The organism is Streptomyces sp. NPDC059853 (assembly GCF_042731495.1).
GTDB lineage: Bacteria > Actinomycetota > Actinomycetes > Streptomycetales > Streptomycetaceae > Streptomyces.
On record NZ_JBHWJL010000087.1, the window covers coordinates 1 to 18,162 of the forward strand.

Here is an 18,162-nt window from a genome sequence, read left to right on the forward strand (position 1 = left end):
CCGCATGGGCCGCCCGGACGCGGTGCTCGCCCAAGTCCCCTCCCTGGCGGGCGGACTGCTCGCCGCCCGGCTCGCGCGCCGGCACCGCGCCCCGTTCCTCCCCATCGTCCAGGACCTGATGGGCGCCGCGGCGGCCCAGAGCGGCATCCGGGGCGGCGGCCGGGCCGCCTCCGCCGCCTCCGCCGTGGAACGGCGCGTGCTGCGGGCGGCCACCCTGGTGGGCATCATCCACGAGAGCTTCCGCCCCCGGGTCGCCGCCCTCGGCGTCCCCGGCGACCGCATCCGGCTGGTGCCCAACTGGTCGCACGTCGGCGGCCCCGCCACCCCGCGCGCCGCCGTCCGCGCCCGGCTCGGCTGGCCGCAGACCCAGACCGTCCTGCTGCACTCCGGCAACATGGGCCTCAAACAGGGCCTCGACGTGCTCATCGGCGCCGCCCGCGAAGCCCCCGAGATCCGGGTGGTCCTGATGGGCGAGGGCAGCCAGCGCGAACGCCTGCGGGCCCTGGCCGCCGGGCTGCCCAACGTCGAATTCCTGCCGCCCGCCCCCGACGCCGACTTCCCCGACATCCTCGCCGCCGCCGACGCCCTCGTCGTCACCCAGCGCGCCACCGTCCTCGACATGAGCGTCCCCTCCAAGCTCACCTCCTACTTCACCGCCGGCCGCCCCGTCATCGCCTCGGTGGCCGCCGGGGGCGGCACCGCCCAGGAGGTACGCGCCTCCGACGCCGGCTGGCTCGTCCCGCCCGAACACCCCGCCGCGCTCGCCGCCGCCGCCCGCGAACTCGCCGCCGACCCGGCCGCCGCCGACGCCATCGGCGCCCGCGGCGCCGACTACGCCCGCACCCGGCTCGGCCGCGTCGCCGGGCTCGCCCGCATCGACGCACTGCTCGACGAGGCCCTGGCACGGCCCCGGCGGCAGCCGGCGCCGCCCGCCCCCGCGACCGAGGAGCAGCCACGGTGAAGGACGCCCCGGCCGGGCACACCGCCCCGTACGACGAACCCGACCTGCTGCGCGACCAGTTCCGGCAACTGCTGCGCTACCGGCTGCTCATCGTCTGCGGCATCGTCCTCGGCCTGGCGGGCGGCGGCTGGCTCGGCCTCACCGCCAACGAAACCTATGTGGCCACCGCCGAGGTCACCGTCCGCACCCCCACCGCCGACCCGTTCGCCGGCGGCACCGTCGACCGCGTCGCCATGGGCTCGGAACGCCGCACCGCCGTCAGCGACATCGTCGCCCAGCGCGCCGCCGAGACCCTCGGCCAGCCCGACCGCTTCCAGCAGCTCAAACGCGGCCTCCAGGTCACCAACCCGCCCAACACCGAAGTGCTGCGCTTCGCCTACTCCGCCGACGACCCGCACCTGGCCGCCGAACGCGCCAACGCCTTCGTCCAGGCGTACCTCGACAACCGGCAGGCCGACGCGGACGCCACCATCGCCGCCCAGGTCGCCGCCCTGGAGAGCCAGCGCGCCCCCCAGCTGGAACGGCGCGACGAACTGGAGAACGAACTCGGCGGCCTCCTCGACGGCAGCGCCGCCTACGACAGCGCCCTGTCCGACCTCACCACCGTCACCGGCACCATCTCCGACCTCAACGCCGCCATCGCCCGGCTCACCTCCCTGGACACCACCGGCGGCCGCGTCATCACCGAAGCCGGACCGCCCGGCAGCCCCTCCGGGCCCGGACTGCCGCTGCTCCTCGCCCTCGGCTACGTCGTCGGCATCGGCCTCGGCCTGCTCGCCGCCTGGGTACGCCTGGTGTTCGACCCCACCGTCCGCTCGCCCGGCGACGTCACCCGCGCCCTGCACGCCCCGGTCCTCGGCGTCCTGCCCCGCCCCGGACGCGGCGACCACCCCGGCGAACAACTGCTGGCGGACGGGCGGCTGGCCGAGGAGTACCGGTCGGTGGCGTTCCGCCTCGCCTACGACGAGTCGTTCGCCCAGCGCCGCCGCCTGCTGGTCGTCGCCCCGCGCGGCAGCATCGAGACCCCGCTGGCCGCCGCCGTCAACCTCACCGCCGCGTTCGCCGAGATGGGCATGGACGCCCTGCTGGTGGAGGCCGATCTGCGCACCCCCACCCTGACCGACCAGCTGCGGCACGCCGACGGCGTACGGCCCGGATGGGCCGGCACCCCGGGCGGGCACGGCGGCGACTGGCCCGGCGTCCGGGTGCCGATCGACGCGGACGAGTCCGGCATCTTCGACCTGGTGCCCGGCCGCCGGGTGCGCAACGTCCCCCGGGCCCTCACCTCCCCGGCCGCCACCCAGCTCATCAGCCACGCCGACACCAAGGGCGCGGTGGTCGTGGTGCTGGCCCCCGCCGTCCTGTCGTACGCGGACGCCATCGCGCTCACCGACCGGGTCGACGGGGTGCTCGTGGTCTGCGACCCGAGCGAAGTGCACCGCGACGACCTGACCCGGGTGCGCGAACTCGTCGTCGGCGCCGGGGGCGTCCTGCTGGGCGCGGTGCTCCACTCCTGGGGCAGCGGCACCGACCGGCGCGAGGGCGAGGAGGACGCGGACAGCCGCCGGGACACCGGCCGCGACCGGCGCCAGGTGGCGCCCCGTCAGACGTCCCGGCCGGTGCCGGGACAGGGCCCCCGGCACCGGCAGCAGCCACCGGCCGGCACCGGCCGCGAACCCCAGGGCGGCAACTCCGAGACGATGGGCCTGCGGATCCTCGACCCCGGTGAACTGAGCGATCATGAAGGCCACACCGACCACCGGAGCAGAAAGCCGTGAGCAGACCCCAGTGATACGACCCGGGCGCGCCGTCGCCTTCTCCATCGCCGACCAGGGGGTGGCGGCCCTCACCAACATCGCGGTGGTGATCTTCGCCGCCCGCCAGTCCTCCGCCGGGGCCTTCGCCGACTTCGCCGTGGTCTACGCCGTGTTCGCCGTGCTGCTGGGCGCCTGCACCGCGTACGTCGGGCAGTCCCTCGTGCTGCGCGGCGGCGCCGGCCGCGACCCGGCCGAACTGGCCCGGGACTGCCGCTCGGCCGCCCTGTTCGCGCTCGCCGCCGCCGGGGCGGCCGGGATCCTGCTCGCCGTCCCCTCGTACGCCCTGTCCGCGCCCGCGCCCGCCGCGCTCGGCCTGGTCCTGCCGATCGTGCTCACCCAGGACACCCTGCGCTACGCCTTCTCGGTGCTGCACCTGCCGCACCTCGCGCTGGCCGCCGACGTGCTGCGACTGGCCGCCGCCGTCCCCGCCCTGGCGCTGCTCCCGGCCGGGCCCGGCGCCGGGACGCTCGTCCTGGCCTGGGGCCTCTCGGCGCTGCCCGCACTGGGGCTGGCCGGATGGCTGCTGTACCGGGCGACGGCGGACGCGGCCGGCCCGCCCCGTCCGGCGGCGCTGCTGCGGCGCGGGCACCTGGGGCAGCGGTTCCTGGTGGAGTTCGGGGTCGGCAACGCCTCCTCGCAGCTGGCGATCATCGGCCTCGGCGCCTTCGCCAACCCGCTGGCGGTGGGCGCGCTGCGCGGCGCGAGCACGGTGTTCGGGCCGCTGAACGTGCTGTTCAACGCGGCGACCGGCTTCGGCCCGCCGCTGCTGGGCCGGCAGCCGGGCGGCAAGGCCCGCCCGGCGGCGCTGGCCGGCGGCGCGCTGGCGGGTGTCGCGGTGCTGTGGGCGCTGGTGCTGTCCGTGCTGCCGGACTCCTGGGGCCGGCAACTCCTGGGCGCCACCTGGCAGACGGCGTCCGCGCTGATCCCGGCGACCGGCACCCAGTACGCGGCGATGGCCCTGGGCACCTGCGGCCTGCTGGCGCTGCGGGTCCTGAGCCCGCGCGCCACCCTGCCGATCCAGCTGGTGTTCTCGCTGGTATCGGTGGTTGCGCTGCTGACCGGCTACGCGCTGGGCGGCATCATCGGCGCGGCGTGGGGCCTGGCGGCCGGCTCGGCGGCCAAAGCGGCGGCGGCCTGGACCCGGGTGGCCTTCGAGGTCCGCGTCGCGGAGGCCGCCACCGCCGACCGCCGCGAACGGGGCCCGGCGACCGGGACCGGCCCGGGTACGGAGCCGGACGGCAGCGCGACGGCCTGAGCGTGCCGGCCCCGGGGCCGCAGGGGAGCGGGGGCTCCGGCCGCCGGGGCCCCCGGGCCGACGCGTCCGGGTGTTTCCGGACAGCCGATGGTGGGACAACGGGGCACCGTTCCCCGGTTGTCCGGGGCTTTCCGCCCCCGCCCCGGACGGCCCGGCCCCCACCCCGGGTGGTCAGGCGTCCAGGCCCCCGGCGAACGGCATCGTCCGCCAGCGCTCCACGGCGGGCGTGAGGTACTCCTTCAGTACGGGAAGCTGCGGGACCAGCGTCAGCGTGGCGATCATCCGCAGCATGCCCACCGCGTTGACGAAGCGGAGGACGTCCTGGTCCAGCGGGCGCATGCCGGTGCGGCGGGCGGCGCGGTCGTAGGCGGCTTCGAGTTCGGGCCCCAGCGCGGCCAGGTCCCACTCGACCGGGCCCAGCGTGATCATCTCGAAGTCGGCGTAGCGGTCCCCGTCCACGCCGGAGAAGATGTTCGCGGGCGGGCAGTCGCCGTGCACGGGCTGGAGGTCGATGCCGGGGAAGCGGGCCTCGAAGGCCGTGCGGGAGCGCACGAGCGGTTCGAGGCGCTGCCATTCACGGCGGGCGCGGTCCAGGTCGTCCGCCCCGATGAGATCGGGGTGCTGTTCGAGCCGGGGCAGGGCCTCGGTGACGAACCACGGTTCGGCCGAGGACAGGAACTCCAGCCGGCCCGGGTAGTCGCGCAGCGCCGCGTGCAGGGCGGGGACGCTCCCGGCGTTCGCCGCGTAGTCGGGTTCCTTGTCCCGGTTCTCCTCGGTGTAGGCCCAGAAGGTCATCGAGAAGCCGTCGCGCTGGACGGGTTCGCGCGGCACGAGCGGGCTGGGGACGAGGACGGGGACGCCCTGGCCGGCGAGCCACTGTGTCACCTCCAGCTCGTCCCGCTGGCGGCGCGCGAGGGCGGCCAGGTCGTCCGGGCGCGGCAGGACCGTGGGGATACGGGCCACGACGGGCGAGGGCGCCAGGTGCACGACGACGGAGAAGACGTCGTGCAGGACGGCGGGGTCGGTGACGGTCAGGCCGAGCGCCCGGCCGGCGGCCACGGCCGCCCCGACGGCGGCGGAGGTGCGGTCGGCGAGCTGCTGCGGTGTGAGGTGGGGGGTCATGGGTCCTTCGTCTCAGCGGATGACCGGGGTCACGGGCGGGGCGGGCGGGTCGGAGGCGGCGGAAACGGCGGCGTCGGCCGTGCCCGGGCTCAGACGAAGAAGAAGGCAGCCATGCCGCGACTGTAACAAGACGAACCGTCTCGCCTCAAATGGCGGTGGGAGTGACGCCGGTCACCCCCCACCCCGCCCTCTCCCGCCCGCCCCGGTGGCGGCCGTCTCGCGGGCACACCCGGCGAAGTCGCGCGGGGCCCGGCCGAGCGCCCGCTGGACAACTCGTTGAACGGCGCGGTGTACTCCGCGCCCAGGCCCCTGGCCGTCGCGTACGCCGTGAACTCCGCCGCGCCGCCCGCACCCGTCAGCTGAGTTCCCAGACCGCGTACGCCAGCGCGTCCGTGTTCAGGTCGAGAGCCGTCTCGTCCAGGTTGGTGAGCGTGTCGCACACCCGGTGGTAGCAGGGGTCGAACGGCAGACCGGCCGTCCCGTCCCACTGGGCCGCCTGGGCCGCCGTCATGGTGGAGCCGGCACCGGTGAACAGGCCGCCCACCGTGATGCCCGCGCTGAGGAACGGGGCGTGGTCGGAGCGGTTGCGGGCCTCGACGGCCGGTTCCGTGACGATGCCGCGCTCCGCGAACCAGTCGGTGAACAGCGCCTCGATGGCCGCGTCGTCGTCGTACACGAAGTAGCCGGGGTTGGGGGAGCCGATCATGTCGACGTTCAGATACGCGCTGAACCGCTCCCGTTCCGCCGCGCCCAGGCTCGCCACATAGGCGCGCGAGCCGACCAGGCCCAGCTCCTCGGCGCCCCACCAGCCGAACCGCAGCTGCTTGTCCGGCCGCAGATCGGCCTCCGCCACGGCGAGGGCCACCTCCAGGAGCGCGGCGGAGCCCGAGCCGTTGTCGTTGATGCCCGCCCCGGCCCGTACCGAGTCGAGGTGCGCGCCGGCCATCAGCACCTCGTCGCCGGCGGCGTGCGGCCACTCGGCGATCAGGTTCCAGCTGGTGACGCCGCCGCTGGTGAACGGCTCGCGGCTGGTCTCGTACCCGGCGGCGTCCAGCAGGCCCTGGACGTGGTCGAGGGCGGCGGCGTAACCGGGCCGGCCGTGGGCGCGGTTGCCGCCGTGGGCGGCGGCTATGGACTCCAGGTCGGTGAGATGGCCGAGCACCCGGTCCACGTCGATGTCGGGCGCCGCCGCCCGGGCGGACGGCGGGGCGGCGGTGGCCCCGCCGGTGAGTCCGGCGGCGAGCGCGAGGGCGACGAACGAGACGGCCAGCGGGCGGCGGTGGCTCATGGACGCTCCAGAAGCGTGGGGGGACTCTTGACGCGTGCACGCACATCAGACAGATGTGCGGACGGACCGTCAAGTGCCCCTCAGCGCAACTGCGTCCGCGGATCCCCCCGGAAACTGGTCACCAGCAGCAGACACAGCACCGCGATCCCGATCCGCCCCGACGCCTGGAGCAGCGAGCCCCGCAGCAGGATGAAGCTGTACCCGGCCAGCACCGGGGCCACCACGGCCAGCACATTGCCCGGCGACGGATCGTCCAGCGTCCGCTCGACGTACCGCCGGTCCGTGCGCGCCGCCAGATACCCCACCCCGACGAACCCGGCCGCCATCCCCAGCGGACCGAAGTCCAGCCACAGTTCCGCCCACAGCGGCGACGACAGATTGGCGCTGGAGGTCCCCATCCAGCCACCCACCAGAAAACCGGTGTCCTCCGGCTTCGCCTCCCACACCGAGCGCGGCACGAAGAACAGCGCCGCCCCCACCACCTGCCGGCCGAAGGTGTGCCCGTTGCCGTCCCCCGCGTACGTCACCGTGTTGGCGAACATCCCCACCTGGTCGTAGTCCTTGATGACCAGCGGTTCCATCAGCGAACCCGTCTCCACCGGACGCCGGCCCTCCTCGTCGTACCGGAACCGGTCCGTGAACGGGAAGATCAGCAGCGCCACCACCAGACCCAGCGCCAGCGCCGCCCGGTACATCACGCTGCTGCGCGGGAACAGCGTGAACAGCAGGGCGAACAGCACCGTCAGAAACCAGTACCGCGGGTTGGAGACCGGATTGTTGACGATGACGTTGATCCCGGCCAGACCCGCCCAGCACAGCAGCAGCGCCGGCCGCCGCCGCGCCCGCCGCGAGGTCACCAGCCAGCGGGTCAGCAGCAGCAGCGCCAGCAGCGCCGGGACCGTACCGAAGCCGCGCAGCAGCGCGTTGCCCGCCTCGCCGTCGGACGCGGTCGCCTCGTTCAGCGCCGTGCCCACCTCCTGCCGGCTGGTGAAGAACACCGCGGGCCCGCCGAGCCGCACGATCAGCAGCCCACTGGCCAGATACGCCAGCGCGATCAGCACGAACAGCCGCCGCCGGTGCACGGTCGCCGCCGGAGCCCGGCGGCTGCGCACCGAGGGCCGGTGCCGCGCCAGCAGCGCCCCCACGTCGAACGCCACCATGCCCGCCAGCACCAGCGCGGTGGCCAGCAGCGTGTCCGAGCGCGGCCCCAGCACCGGCGTCGGATCGCGGCCCAGCACGCTCTGCGCCAGCGGGGCGATGCCCATCGCCAGATAGCAGAACAGCCAGAACGCGCCCTGGACCAGCCGCCGCCGCCCCGACAGCACCATGGTGCACAGCCGCACGCCCGCGTACCCGGCGACCACCAACTGGAGCCAGAACGCGGTGTCCCGCACCCCTTCCCCCGGCTGCGCGGCCACCGCGAGCGGCAGCAGCCCCACCACCCCGGCAACCAACGGCACGGACAACGGCCGTGACAGCACAGCCCGTTGGCCGAGACCCGGACCCGGGCCCGTTATCAACGCCACGGGGTCAGGCTAGCCCCGATTCAGCCCGCGTACTCGGTGAAGATCTCGTTCAGGACGCGCCGGGAATCCGCCGCCACCGCCGCCGCCTCCGGATCGTCCTCCCGGCCCAGCCGCGGCACGAGGACGATCAGCGCCTTCCACAGCGCCCAGCCCCGGGCCCGCGCCCAGGTGGCGTCGTCCACCGCCAGGGCCGCCCGGAACACCCGGCGGCTCTCCCCGGTGAACAGCGTCCAGGCGATCACCGCGTCACAGGCCGGATCACCCACCCCCATGCAGCCGAAGTCGATCACCGCCGACAGCCGGCCGTCCCCGCCCACCAGCAGATTGCCCCACGCGATGTCGCCGTGGAACCACACCGGCGGGCCCGCCCACGGTGCCGCGAGCGCCGTCTCCCAGATCGCGGCCGCCGTCTCCACCGGCACCTCGCCCGTACCGGCCAGCGCCTCCAGCGCGGCCCGGGTCTCCGTGTCGTACACGGTCAGCGGCCCGCCGCGGAACCCGGTGTGCCGGGCCGGGGCCGGCCCGCCGGCCGGATCGACGCCCTGGAGCGCGCGGAGGAAACCGGCCAGCGAGGCCGCGAACTCCACTGGGTCCGCGATCCGTTCGGCCCGCGCGGCGCGGCCCTCCAGCCAGCGGTTGACCGACCAGCCGAACGGGAAACCCTCGCCCGGTACGCCCGCCCCCACCGGTTCCGGGACCGGCAGCGGCAGCCTGGGCGCCAGCCGGGGCAGCCAGCGCTGCTCCTTGGCGGCCTGCCCCGCGTAGCCGGTGGCGCTGGGCAGCCGGACGCTCAGCTCCGTACCGAGCCGGAACGTCCGGTTGTCGATCCCGCCGGGCAGCACCCGGGTGACCGGCAGCGCGCTCCAGCGGGGGAACTGGGCGGCGATGAGCCGGCGGACCAGGGCTTCGTCGATGTGGGGGCGCACGTCCGGGGGCTCTTCCGGTTCACTCATCCGGTCAGCGTGCGCCGCGGAACGGGCGGGCCGCCACCGGTTTTCCGCGGCTTCCGGGGCGCCGTCCCGGAAGCCGCGCCGCGCGTCCCGCTCCGGGAAACGTCCGCGGCCGATGCTGCGCGATCCCTTGTCACGGGCCGGGGGCACTTCTATCGTCCCCCTCCAGAAAGCGCTTTCTCCTTGCACTGCCCTGTTTCGCGCACACACGCACCAGCAACCCCCCAGGATGTGGAGAGGAAAGGCGAGCGGAGCATGAGAGCATCAGTCGCGCTGACGCGACTCTGGGTGATCACGGCCCTGGCGGCCCTGGTGATCGCCACCGGAGTGGTCCTGTCGGTGCCCACGGCAGCGGCGGCCACCGGCAGCGCCACCGGGTACGCCGCGCAGAACGGCGGCACGACCGGCGGGGCGGGCGGCCAGAGCGTCCGGGCCACCACCGGGACCCAGATCCACGCGGCCCTGTGCAACCGGGCCAGCAGCAGCACCCCGATCATCATCGAGGTGCAGGGCACCATCAACCACGGCAACACCAGCAAGGTGTCCGGCGGCAGTTGCAACACCGCCGACGGCGTGATCGAACTCAAGCAGATCAGCAATGTCACGCTGGTCGGTGTCGGTACCGGGGCGCTCTTCGACCAGGTCGGCATCCACGTCCGCGAGTCCAGCAACATCATCATCCAGAACGTGACCGTGCGGAACGTCAAGAAGTCCGGTTCTCCCACCTCCAACGGCGGTGACGCCATCGGGATGGAGAACAACGTCCGCAACGTCTGGGTCGATCACGTCACCCTGGAGGCCTCCGGTGGCGAATCGGAAGGCTTCGACGGGCTGTTCGACCTCAAGAACAACACCCAGTACGTGACGCTGTCCTACAGCGTCCTGCGCAACTCCGGGCGCGGTGGCCTGGTCGGGTCGAGCGAGAGCGACCTCTCGAACGGCTTCATCACCTACCACCACAACCTGTACCAGAACATCGACTCCCGGGCGCCGCTGCTGCGCGGCGGCATCGCGCACACCTACAACAACCACTTCCTGAGCATCAACGACTCCGGCATCAACTCCCGGGCCGGAGCCCGCGTCAGGGTGGACAACAACTACTTCGAGGACTCCAAGGACGTCCTGGGCACCTTCTACACGTCCGCCGCCGGCTACTGGCAGGTCAACGGCAACGTGTTCGACAACGTGCGGTGGTCGAGCCCCGGCGGCACCACCAACCCGGCCGGTCCCAACCCGACGTCCACCACCTCGGTCAGCATCCCCTACGCCTACTCCCTGGACCCCGCCACCTGCGTCCCGGGTGTGGTGGCGCAGACCGCCGGTGCCAACAAGGGCAACCGGGTCTCCGACGGCAGCTGCACCCCGCAGAACCCGGACCCCGGCAACCCCGGCAACCCCGACCCCGGCAACCCCGACCCCGGCAACCCCGACCCCGGCACCCCCGGAGGCACCAACCTCAGCCTCTCGGGCGACGCCGACGGCAGCAGCAAGGGCAGCGGCACCAGCTACGGCCATGTCCGTGACGGCAACATGAACACCTACTGGTCGCCGAACGGCACCACCGGCTCGATCTCCATCAAGTGGGGTTCCGCCACCACCGTCTCCAAGATCAACATCAGGGAGGCGGCGGGCGCCACCGGCAGGATCGGCTCCTACCGGGTGCTCAACGCCGACACCGGAGCCGTCCTGGCCTCCGGCAGCGGCGCGGGGGTCATCAGCTTCCCCGCCACGTCGGTCCGCAAGATCACCTTCGAGATCACCAGCGCCAACGGCACGCCGCAGGTCGCCGAGTACGAGACCTACGCGAGCTGACCGAGCGGCCGGTGCCCCGTCAGGACGAGAGGGGGCACCGGCCCCCGGCGGACACGGCCCTCAGCGGGACACCAGCCGCAGCACCGTGCCCGCACCGTTCGCCGACAGCGGTACGGCGGTGGCCGTCAGGGCACGCGCCCGGCGGCCGGCACGGCCTCGTGCCAGGGCGTACGGTCGGCGACCGCCTGCCGCCAGCGCCTGACCACCCCGGGCGGCAGCCCGGCCGCGAGCACCCCGGTCAGCCGGTCGCCCGTGCGGTAGGCCACGACGAAGCGGCGCTCCGCCAGCTCGCCCTCGACCACACCGAGGTCGTCGTGGCCGCGCACCTGCCCGTACGCCTGGAGCCGCAGGCCGTACTGGTCCGACCAGACGTACGGGACGGGGGCGAACGGCCGCGGCGCGCCAGGCCGCAGCAGATTGCGGGCCACGGCCGGCCCGGACTCGGCGGCATGCGTCCGGTGCTCCACCCGCGACGCGGTACCGGACACCGGGTGGTGGATGCGCGCCACATCGCCCGCCCCGTACACGCCGGGCGCGGCGGCCCCGTACGCGTCGCACACCAGACCGTCCCGGACCGGCAGGCCGCTGCCCGCCAGCCAGTCGGTGTTCGGCACCGCGCCGATGGCGACCAGCACCTCGTCGGCCGCGACGAACGTCCCGTCCGCCAGCCGCACCCCGCCCCCGCACACCTCGCGGACCGCGACACCGGTGCGCAGCGTCACCCCGTGCTCCCGGTGGAGCGCGGCCAGCATCGCCCCGACCGGCGCGCCCATGGCGCGGGCCAGCGGTGCCGGCTCCGGCTCCAGCAGGGTGACCTCCACGCCGAGACCCCGGGCGACGGCGGCGGCCTCCGCGCCGAGGAACCCGGCGCCGACGACGGCCAGATGACAGCCGGGCCGCAGCCGCTCCCGCAGCGCGAGCGCGTCCTCCAGGGTGCGCAGCACGTGCTGCGGCCCGTTGCCGGGCAGCCGGCGCGGGCGGACCCCGGTGGCGATGACCAGCGCTTCGTACGGCAGCCGGTCGCCGTCCGACAGGGCGACGGTCCTGGCCACTGTGTCGAGGCCGGTGGCGGCGGTGCCCAGCCGCAGATCCAGCCCGAGCGCGGACAGTTCGGCGGGCGTGCGCAGCGCCAGCCGCTCCGGCTCCCACGCCCCGGCCAGCAACTGCTTGGACAACGGCGGCCGGTCGTACGGCGGATGCGGTTCCGCGCCGACCAGGGTCAGTGTGCCGTCGTACCCCTCGCGGCGCAGCGCCTCGGCGGCGGCCAGGCCGGCCGCCGAGGCGCCCACCACCACGATCCGGGTCACTCCCGGACCAGCCGGATCGCCGCCGAGGGGCACACGGCCGCGGCCTCGCGCACCGCGTCCTGCAGGTCCGGTGCCGGGGCGGCGTCCAGCAGGACCACCACCCCGTCCTCGTCGCGCTGGTCGAAGACCTCGGGGGCGGCGACGACGCACTGGCCCGACGCGACGCACTTGGGCTCGTCGATATCGACACGCATGGGGAACTCCTCGATCGGGACGGCCGTCACCAGGTGACGGGCAGGGCACGGACCCCGTAGGTGATGCCGTTCGGCAGGAACTCGATCTCCTCGAACGGCACCGCCAGACGCAGGGTGGGGATCCGGCGGTAGAGGGTGCCGTACACCACCTGGAGTTCGAGCCGGGCCAGCGACTGGCCCAGGCACTGGTGCGGGCCGTAGCCGAACGCCTGGTGGTGGCGGGCCGGGCGGTCGGGGTCCAGTGCGGCGGGGTCGCCGGTGAAGGCGTCCGGGTCGCGGTTGGCGGCGGCCAGGTCGAACAGCAGCCCGTCACCGGCCCGGATCGTGGTGCCGCCGATCTCGATGTCGGCCAGGGCGACCCGGCGGAGGGCGAAGTCGGCGATGGTGAGATAGCGCAGCAGTTCCTCGACGGCGCCCGCGACCGCCTTCGGGTCGTCCAACCGCTCGCGCAGCGCTGCGAACCGGCCGGGGTTGCGGAGCAGCGCCAGGGTGCCCAGCGAGATCATGGTGGCCGTCGTCTCGTGCCCGGCGATCAGCAGGGCCACGCCCATGTGCACGGCCTCGTCGTGGCTCATCTCCCCGGCGGTGACGCGGTCGCCCAGGGCGGAGAGCATGTCGTCGGCGGGATCGGCCAGCTTCTCGCGCAGCAGCCGGTCCAGGTAGCCGATCAGTGTCCGGCTGGCCGCGTCCGCCTCCTGGGGCGGGAGGGAACGGTCCAGCACCATGCTGCTGTAGTGGTGGAAGAAGGCGTGATCCCGGTAGGGCACGCCGAGGAGTTCGCAGATGACCAGGGACGGCACGGGCAGCGCCACCTCGGTCAGCAGATCGGCGGGCCGGGGGCCGGCCAGCAGGGCGTCGATGACCCGGTCGGCGATGCCCTGGACGGCCGGGCGCATCGCCTCCACCCGCTTGACGAGGAAGGGGGCGGTGACCATGCGGCGCAGCCGGGCGTGGTCGGGGGCGTCGGTGTTGGTGATCATCCGTGGGGTGGTGTGGGCGCGGTCCGCGCGGTGCGGGGTGACGTGCGGGAAGCCGGGCCGCCGGTCGTCGATGCTGACCCGGGGGTCGTTGAGCAGGGCCCGCTGGTCGGCGTACCGGGTGATCAGCCACGGCGTACTGCCGTCCCAGATCCGGACCTTGCCGGGCGGCGCGGCCCGCAGTTCCTCGACGGCGGGCGGCGGATCGAAGGGGCAGCCCGCCGCGCGCGGCATCGGGTAGCCGGGCACGGTGGCGGTGGGGGAGGTGTCCATGGGGCTCCTCTGGTGGGGGTGCACCGGGGCGGGGGCTGGATTCAGGCAACCCCATGGAGCTGACGCGTCGCGGTCAGTTACCTGACCGCAGCCTGACGTGACACAGGTCACACGGCGTGGGGGTCCCGGTGGCCCGGCGGCCCAGCCAGTAACCGAAGCCACGCCGGGTGTGGATGAGCGCCGGGCCCTCCCGGTCCACCTTGCCCCGCAGCCGGGAGACCAGCTTCTCGATGGCGTTGCCGGCCCGGAACTCCCCCCAGACATGGCGGCAGATCTGCTCCTTCGACAGCACCTGCCCGGCGTGCACCAGGAGATGACGCAGCAGCCGGTACTCGGCCGGCGTCAGATGCAGCGGACGCGGACCGCGCCGGGCCTGGCAGGTGGCGTCGTCCAGCACCAGATCCGCGTACCGCGGCGCCCGCTGGTCGCCGGGCCGGCCGCCGGGGCCGTGACCGCGCAGCAGCATCCGGGTCCTGGCGAGCACCTCCGGGAGGCGGAACGGCTTGGTGACGTAGTCCTCGGCGGCGGCGCGGGTGCCGAGCCCCGGCAGCAGCCGGAAGAGGGAGTCGCAGTCGATGAGGAAGAGGATCGGCAGCCGCAAGGTCACCGGCTGCCGCTGCCGGGCGAGCCGGTGCAGCCGGGGGAGCGCGGTGTCGAGGACGAGCAGGTCGTAGCGGCGCCGGGCGAGCCGGAACGCCGCGTCGTCGCCGTTGCCGGCCCCGTCGACCCGGTAGCCGGCCAGTTCGAGGGTGGTGGTGAGGACTTCGGCACTGGGCGGATCGCCGGAGAGGATGAGGAGTTGCTCCCCGTCCCCCCGCACGGGCGGCGCCTTCACATAGGTGCCTGCCTGGGGTGCCTGCGGTGTCTGCGGTGCCTGGGTTTCCTGGAAAGCCTGCATGAAAGCCCGTTCGGAAGGAGCACTGGGACGTCACGGCGCGGGGAGGGGGAGCGGGGCGGTGGTCGGTGCCGGGGGCGGGTCGTCGGGGGCGGCTGGTCGGTACGGGTCGTGGCGCGGTCGCGCGGGGCGGGTCAGCCGGGGCGGGGAGCCCCGTCCTCCTCGCCCACGGCGTCGGCGTGGGCGAGGAAGTCATCCACCATTCTGTTGAACAAGCCCGCCAGTTGCCGGAGTTCCTCGGAAGTCCAGTCCGCGAGCGCAGCCTCCATGCTGTTTCCGGCCGCTTCCCGCATGCGCCGCACGGCCTCCCGGCCGGTCGCGGTGATCCGGATCCGCTGGGCGCGCCGGTCCTCGGGGTCGGCGACCCGGGTGAGATAGCCGGCCCGCTGGAGCCGCTGCGCCTGCCGGGTGACGTGGGAGGCTTCCACGGACATCCGGGCGGCCAGCTCGCTGGGCCGCATCGGCTCGGACTCGGCCACCTGCCGCAGCAGGGCGGCGGCGGCCCGGTCGAGGGGGACGCCCGCCTGTGCCACCAGCCGGGTGTGCTGACGGGCGCGGGCGTTGTGGTACGTGATGCGGTTGAGGGCGCTCTCGATGGCCAGCACGTCGGGGGACGGGTCACCGGAGGAGGGGGGCGGGGCGGGGACGGTCATGGGGCCACTTCACCTTGTCTTTGCCTAAGTCAAGTAAGGCATTCCCCGGTGAGCGGTCATCTCAGACCTCCGGCCGGACCGGCACACCAGTTCCCTGGCCGGCCACCCGCGAGAGCACCAGCCCCGCGCACCCGCGGCGCCGGCACGGGCGTGCGGCCAGGGCAGTTGCGCGCCACGTGCGCCCCCACCGGCCACCCGGCCCCGGACGACTGGTCAGTCCCTGCGCCGGGCAGCCGGAACCCGCGTCCGCCCGAGCACCCCGCCTCGGTCACGACGGTGGGGCCACCCACCACCCCACACCGTCAGGAATCCAGGACCGCCGCCACCGCCTCCACCTCCACCAGCTGGTCGTCGTAGCCCAGCACCGTCACGCCCAGCAGCGTGCTGGGGACGTCGTGGTCGCCGAAGGCGTCGCGTACCACCTCCCATGCCGTCACCAGGTCCTCCTGGCGCGACGACGCGACGAGGACGCGGGTGCTGACGACGTCCGTCAGGGACGCTCCGGCCGCCGCCAGGGCGGTGCGGAGGTTGTCGACGCACTGCGCCGCCTGGCCGGCGTAGTCGCCGACCGCCGCCGTGGAGCCGTCCTGGTTCAGCGGGCAGGAGCCGGCCGGGAAGATCAGCCGGGCGCCCGCGGGCGCCACCGCCGCGTACGCGTACTCGGCGGCGTCCGAGAGGTCGGCGGAGCGGATCAGGGTGATGGCGGAGGCCATGGGTGTCCCTTCGTGCGGGTGCGGGTGAGAGGGGTGTCGGAGCGTTCACCCTAGGGATTCGGGGCCTGCGCCGCCCCGGGTTTTCCGGCCGGTGCGGAAGCGGTCCGCGTGCTCCCGGCCCACCGCGCGACGGTCCGCGCCGGGCGGCCCAGGACGCGGCGCCCAGGGACGGGGCGCGGCGTGGATGCCGGGCACCGGCTCGACCCCGGCGTCCGGGAGTGACCCGGCCGCCCGTGCGGCGGCCGGGTCGCGGGTCGGGGCCAGGACGGGTTCACGATGACGTGAGGTCAAGAGGCGGGTGCGGCGGAGCGGCGGCAACACGGGTCGCGGCACCGCCCGCCCGCCCGGTGGTGGCGTTAGGTTCGGGAGCATGCCCCTTCACCACTCGCACCGGCACCACCAGGAACAGCTTCAGCCACGCTGGAGCGGCGTGGACGCGTACTTCTGCGAACTGCTGTCACCCGACGACGAGATCCTCACCGCCGCCCTGCTCAACAGCGACGCCGCCGGGCTGCCGGCCGTCAACGTGGCCCCGAACCAGGGCAAGCTGCTCCAACTGCTCGCCCAGCTCCAGGGCGCGCGGCGGATTCTGGAGATCGGGACGCTCGGCGGGTACAGCACGATCTGGCTGGGCCGGGCGCTGCCCGCGGACGGCGGCGGCCGGCTGGTCACGCTGGAGTACGACCCGGTGTTCGCCGACGTGGCCCGGCGCAATCTGTACCGGGCGGGGCTGGCCGAGGCCGTCGAGGTGCGGGTCGGCGCGGCGCTGGACTCGCTCGCCGAACTCGTCGCGGAGGGGGCCGAGCCGTTCGACCTGGTGTTCCTGGACGCGGACAAGCCGAACAACCCGCGGTATCTGGAGTGGGTGCTGAAGCTGACCCGGCCCGGCAGTCTGATCGTCGCGGACAACATCGTCCGGGACGGCGCGGTCGCCGACGCCGAGAGCACCGACGCGGCCGTCCTGGGCGTCCGGGGTTTCCTGGAACGCGTCGCCCGGGACGACCGGTTGTCGGCCACCGCCGTGCAGACCGTGGGCGGCAAGGGCTACGACGGCTTCGCTCTCGTCCGTGTGATCGGTTAAACGTTCAAAGGGCCTACCGGGCACGGCGGTTCTCCTGATTGGGTGTCCCCGGCACCTCACCCGTCACAGCGCAGCCTCCGCAGTGTGCGCACCCATCCCGGAGCGGTCATGTTCATCGGCTACGGCGTCGTCAGCGTCCTGCTCTCCGCCATCCTCATCGGCACGGCAGCCGTCTCCCTGTCCGGCAACGCCCAGTACCGGGCCAACCTCCGGGAGCTGCGGGTGCCCGACTCCTGGCAGCCCCGGCTCGCGTTCACCAAACTGGCGGGCGGCGTGGGGCTGCTGGCCGGTCTGGTGCTCGTCCCGCTGGGCGTGGCGGCCGCGGCCGGCGTCATCTGCTACTTCATCGGGGCCGTGCTCATCCACCTCCGCGCCGGGGACCGGGGGCTCGTCCCGCCCATCGTCTCCGGCCTGCTCGCCGTCGCCGCGCTGATTCTGCGACTCGCCTCCGCGTGAGACCCCGGTCTGCTTGACTGACCCGGTGCGGGTTCTTCATGTGGTCACATTGCACACCCCGACGCACGCGTTCGGCGGCCCGACCCGGGTGGCGCTCAACCTCTGCCGGGGGGTGCGGGAGCGCGGCCACGAGGCCGTCCTGCTCGCTCTCGGCGACGGTTTCCCGCCCGGGGAGCCGCTGCCGCGCCGGGTGGACGGCGTACCGGTGCGGCTGTTCCCGGCCCGGCATGTGCTGCCCCGGTTCGAGGTCAGCGGCATCACCTCACCGGCGCTGCTGGCCCGCGCCCACCGGTACATCCGCTCCGCCGACATCGTGCATGTGCATCTGATGCGCGATCTGATCACGCTGCCGTTCGCGCTGATCGCCCTGCACAGCGGCCGTCCGCTGGTCCTCCAGACACACGGCATGGTCGATCCGACCGAGAAACGCGTCGCCCGGCTGGTGGACGTCCTCGGCACGCGCCGGGTGCTGCGGCGCGCGGACGCCGTGCTGCATCTGACCGAGCGCGAGCGGCGCGAGACGGCCGCCGTGGTGGCGCCCGCTCCGATCGCGCCCGCCCACCGGCTGGTCAACGGGGTGCCGGCGCGCGAGCGGCGCCCCGCGCGGGATCCGGCGCGGCCGCCCACCGTGCTCTGGCGCGGGTGCAGGAGGGCAAGCGGCCGCAGGACTTCGTGCGGGCCATGCCCGCTGTGCTGGCCCGGCACCCGGGGGCCCGGTTCGTGCTGGCGGGGCCGGACACCGGGGCGCTGGCGGCGACGCTCGCGCTGGCCGACGCGCTGGGCGTGCGCGGGTCGCTGGAGGTGCCGGGCGGTCTGGACGGCCCCGAGGTGCTGGAACGGCTGCGGGCGGCCGATGTGTTCGTGCTGCCGTCCGTCCAGGAC

General features: G+C 74.3%; 16 protein-coding genes and 1 pseudogene. 7 read left to right on the forward strand and 10 right to left on the reverse strand.

Annotated elements, in window-relative coordinates:
• The 3 genes from ACFV5N_RS12380 to ACFV5N_RS12390 form a co-directional block, all read left to right on the forward strand.
• On the forward strand, positions 1 to 961 hold a 961-nt coding region (locus tag ACFV5N_RS12380; protein WP_385597733.1), incomplete at its 5' end, for a glycosyltransferase family 4 protein.
• Positions 958 to 2,739 (forward strand): lipopolysaccharide biosynthesis protein, encoded by a 1,782-nt coding sequence (locus tag ACFV5N_RS12385; protein ID WP_385597735.1) that lies wholly within the window; start codon positions 958 to 960, stop codon positions 2,737 to 2,739. The genes ACFV5N_RS12380 and ACFV5N_RS12385, both read left to right, overlap by 4 nt.
• 13 nt (positions 2,740 to 2,752) lie before the next feature.
• Complete coding sequence (locus tag ACFV5N_RS12390) at positions 2,753 to 4,033, forward strand: hypothetical protein (RefSeq protein ID WP_385597772.1); 1,281 nt, start codon at positions 2,753 to 2,755, stop codon at positions 4,031 to 4,033.
• Positions 4,034 to 4,204: 171 nt separating this feature from the next.
• Here the strand turns inward: ACFV5N_RS12390 and ACFV5N_RS12395 are convergent, their stop codons facing one another.
• The 4 genes from ACFV5N_RS12395 to ACFV5N_RS12410 all read right to left on the reverse strand — a co-directional run bounded on the left by ACFV5N_RS12395 (position 4,205) and on the right by ACFV5N_RS12410 (position 8,922).
• Entirely contained in the window at positions 4,205 to 5,155 is a 951-nt protein-coding gene (locus ACFV5N_RS12395; RefSeq protein WP_385597737.1) for an aminoglycoside phosphotransferase family protein, read from the reverse strand.
• A gap of 355 nt (positions 5,156 to 5,510) precedes the next feature.
• Complete coding sequence (locus tag ACFV5N_RS12400; protein ID WP_385597740.1) at positions 5,511 to 6,443, reverse strand: M28 family metallopeptidase; 933 nt, start codon at positions 6,441 to 6,443, stop codon at positions 5,511 to 5,513.
• Between the two features lie 80 nt (positions 6,444 to 6,523).
• Positions 6,524 to 7,969, reverse strand: a complete 1,446-nt coding sequence (locus tag ACFV5N_RS12405) for a hypothetical protein (RefSeq protein ID WP_385597742.1) — start codon at positions 7,967 to 7,969, stop codon at positions 6,524 to 6,526.
• A gap of 20 nt (positions 7,970 to 7,989) precedes the next feature.
• A complete protein-coding gene (locus tag ACFV5N_RS12410; RefSeq protein ID WP_385597745.1) occupies positions 7,990 to 8,922 on the reverse strand; it encodes an aminoglycoside phosphotransferase family protein in 933 nt (310 codons plus the stop codon).
• Positions 8,923 to 9,174: 252 nt separating this feature from the next.
• Between ACFV5N_RS12410 and ACFV5N_RS12415 the strand changes: the two genes are divergently transcribed.
• Positions 9,175 to 10,731: a polysaccharide lyase family 1 protein gene (locus ACFV5N_RS12415; RefSeq protein WP_385597748.1), complete on the forward strand. Its 1,557-nt coding sequence runs from the start codon at positions 9,175 to 9,177 to the stop codon at positions 10,729 to 10,731.
• Between the two features lie 125 nt (positions 10,732 to 10,856).
• On the opposite strand, the gene ACFV5N_RS12420 is transcribed toward ACFV5N_RS12415, so the two are convergent.
• The 6 genes from ACFV5N_RS12420 to ACFV5N_RS12445 all read right to left on the reverse strand — a co-directional run bounded on the left by ACFV5N_RS12420 (position 10,857) and on the right by ACFV5N_RS12445 (position 15,743).
• Positions 10,857 to 12,038: an NAD(P)/FAD-dependent oxidoreductase gene (locus ACFV5N_RS12420; RefSeq protein WP_385597750.1), complete on the reverse strand. Its 1,182-nt coding sequence runs from the start codon at positions 12,036 to 12,038 to the stop codon at positions 10,857 to 10,859.
• On the reverse strand, positions 12,035 to 12,232 hold the full coding sequence (locus ACFV5N_RS12425; RefSeq protein ID WP_385597753.1) for a ferredoxin: 198 nt from the start codon (positions 12,230 to 12,232) through the stop codon (positions 12,035 to 12,037). The genes ACFV5N_RS12420 and ACFV5N_RS12425 overlap by 4 nt, the downstream gene beginning before the upstream one ends.
• Positions 12,233 to 12,258: 26 nt before the next feature.
• Positions 12,259 to 13,482, reverse strand: a complete 1,224-nt coding sequence (locus ACFV5N_RS12430; protein WP_385597755.1) for a cytochrome P450 — start codon at positions 13,480 to 13,482, stop codon at positions 12,259 to 12,261.
• Between the two features lie 73 nt (positions 13,483 to 13,555).
• Complete coding sequence (locus tag ACFV5N_RS12435) at positions 13,556 to 14,302, reverse strand: response regulator transcription factor (protein ID WP_385597758.1); 747 nt, start codon at positions 14,300 to 14,302, stop codon at positions 13,556 to 13,558.
• A gap of 209 nt (positions 14,303 to 14,511) precedes the next feature.
• Positions 14,512 to 15,030: a MarR family winged helix-turn-helix transcriptional regulator gene (locus ACFV5N_RS12440; RefSeq protein ID WP_385597761.1), complete on the reverse strand. Its 519-nt coding sequence runs from the start codon at positions 15,028 to 15,030 to the stop codon at positions 14,512 to 14,514.
• A 302-nt stretch (positions 15,031 to 15,332) separates the two neighbouring features.
• Positions 15,333 to 15,743: a RidA family protein gene (locus tag ACFV5N_RS12445; protein ID WP_385597764.1), complete on the reverse strand. Its 411-nt coding sequence runs from the start codon at positions 15,741 to 15,743 to the stop codon at positions 15,333 to 15,335.
• A 370-nt stretch (positions 15,744 to 16,113) separates the two neighbouring features.
• Here ACFV5N_RS12445 and ACFV5N_RS12450 point away from each other — a divergent pair, with 370 nt between their 5' ends.
• The 3 genes and pseudogenes from ACFV5N_RS12450 to ACFV5N_RS12460 form a co-directional block, all read left to right on the forward strand.
• Entirely contained in the window at positions 16,114 to 16,824 is a 711-nt protein-coding gene (locus ACFV5N_RS12450) for an O-methyltransferase (RefSeq protein ID WP_385597767.1), read from the forward strand.
• 84 nt (positions 16,825 to 16,908) lie between these two features.
• Positions 16,909 to 17,280, forward strand: coding sequence for a DoxX family protein (locus tag ACFV5N_RS12455; RefSeq protein WP_385597769.1), 372 nt, complete (start codon positions 16,909 to 16,911; stop codon positions 17,278 to 17,280).
• A 25-nt stretch (positions 17,281 to 17,305) separates the two neighbouring features.
• Positions 17,306 to 18,162 (forward strand): annotated as a pseudogene (locus ACFV5N_RS12460) (glycosyltransferase); the annotation flags it as partial.

Bases quoted from the DNA above. Each gene is read 5' to 3' on its own strand.
- ACFV5N_RS12425 (WP_385597753.1), bottom strand. From the start codon at position 12,232: ATGCGTGTCGATATCGACGAGCCCAAGTGCGTCGCGTCGGGCCAGTGC.
- ACFV5N_RS12430 (WP_385597755.1), bottom strand. From the start codon at position 13,482: ATGGACACCTCCCCCACCGCCACCGTGCCCGGCTACCCGATGCCGCGC.
- ACFV5N_RS12450 (WP_385597767.1), top strand. From the start codon at position 16,114: ATGCCCCTTCACCACTCGCACCGGCACCACCAGGAACAGCTTCAGCCA.
- ACFV5N_RS12400 (WP_385597740.1), bottom strand. From the start codon at position 6,443: ATGAGCCACCGCCGCCCGCTGGCCGTCTCGTTCGTCGCCCTCGCGCTC.
- ACFV5N_RS12445 (WP_385597764.1), bottom strand. From the start codon at position 15,743: ATGGCCTCCGCCATCACCCTGATCCGCTCCGCCGACCTCTCGGACGCC.
- ACFV5N_RS12410 (WP_385597745.1), bottom strand. From the start codon at position 8,922: ATGAGTGAACCGGAAGAGCCCCCGGACGTGCGCCCCCACATCGACGAA.
- ACFV5N_RS12395 (WP_385597737.1), bottom strand. From the start codon at position 5,155: ATGACCCCCCACCTCACACCGCAGCAGCTCGCCGACCGCACCTCCGCC.
- ACFV5N_RS12415 (WP_385597748.1), top strand. From the start codon at position 9,175: ATGAGAGCATCAGTCGCGCTGACGCGACTCTGGGTGATCACGGCCCTG.
- ACFV5N_RS12440 (WP_385597761.1), bottom strand. From the start codon at position 15,030: ATGACCGTCCCCGCCCCGCCCCCCTCCTCCGGTGACCCGTCCCCCGAC.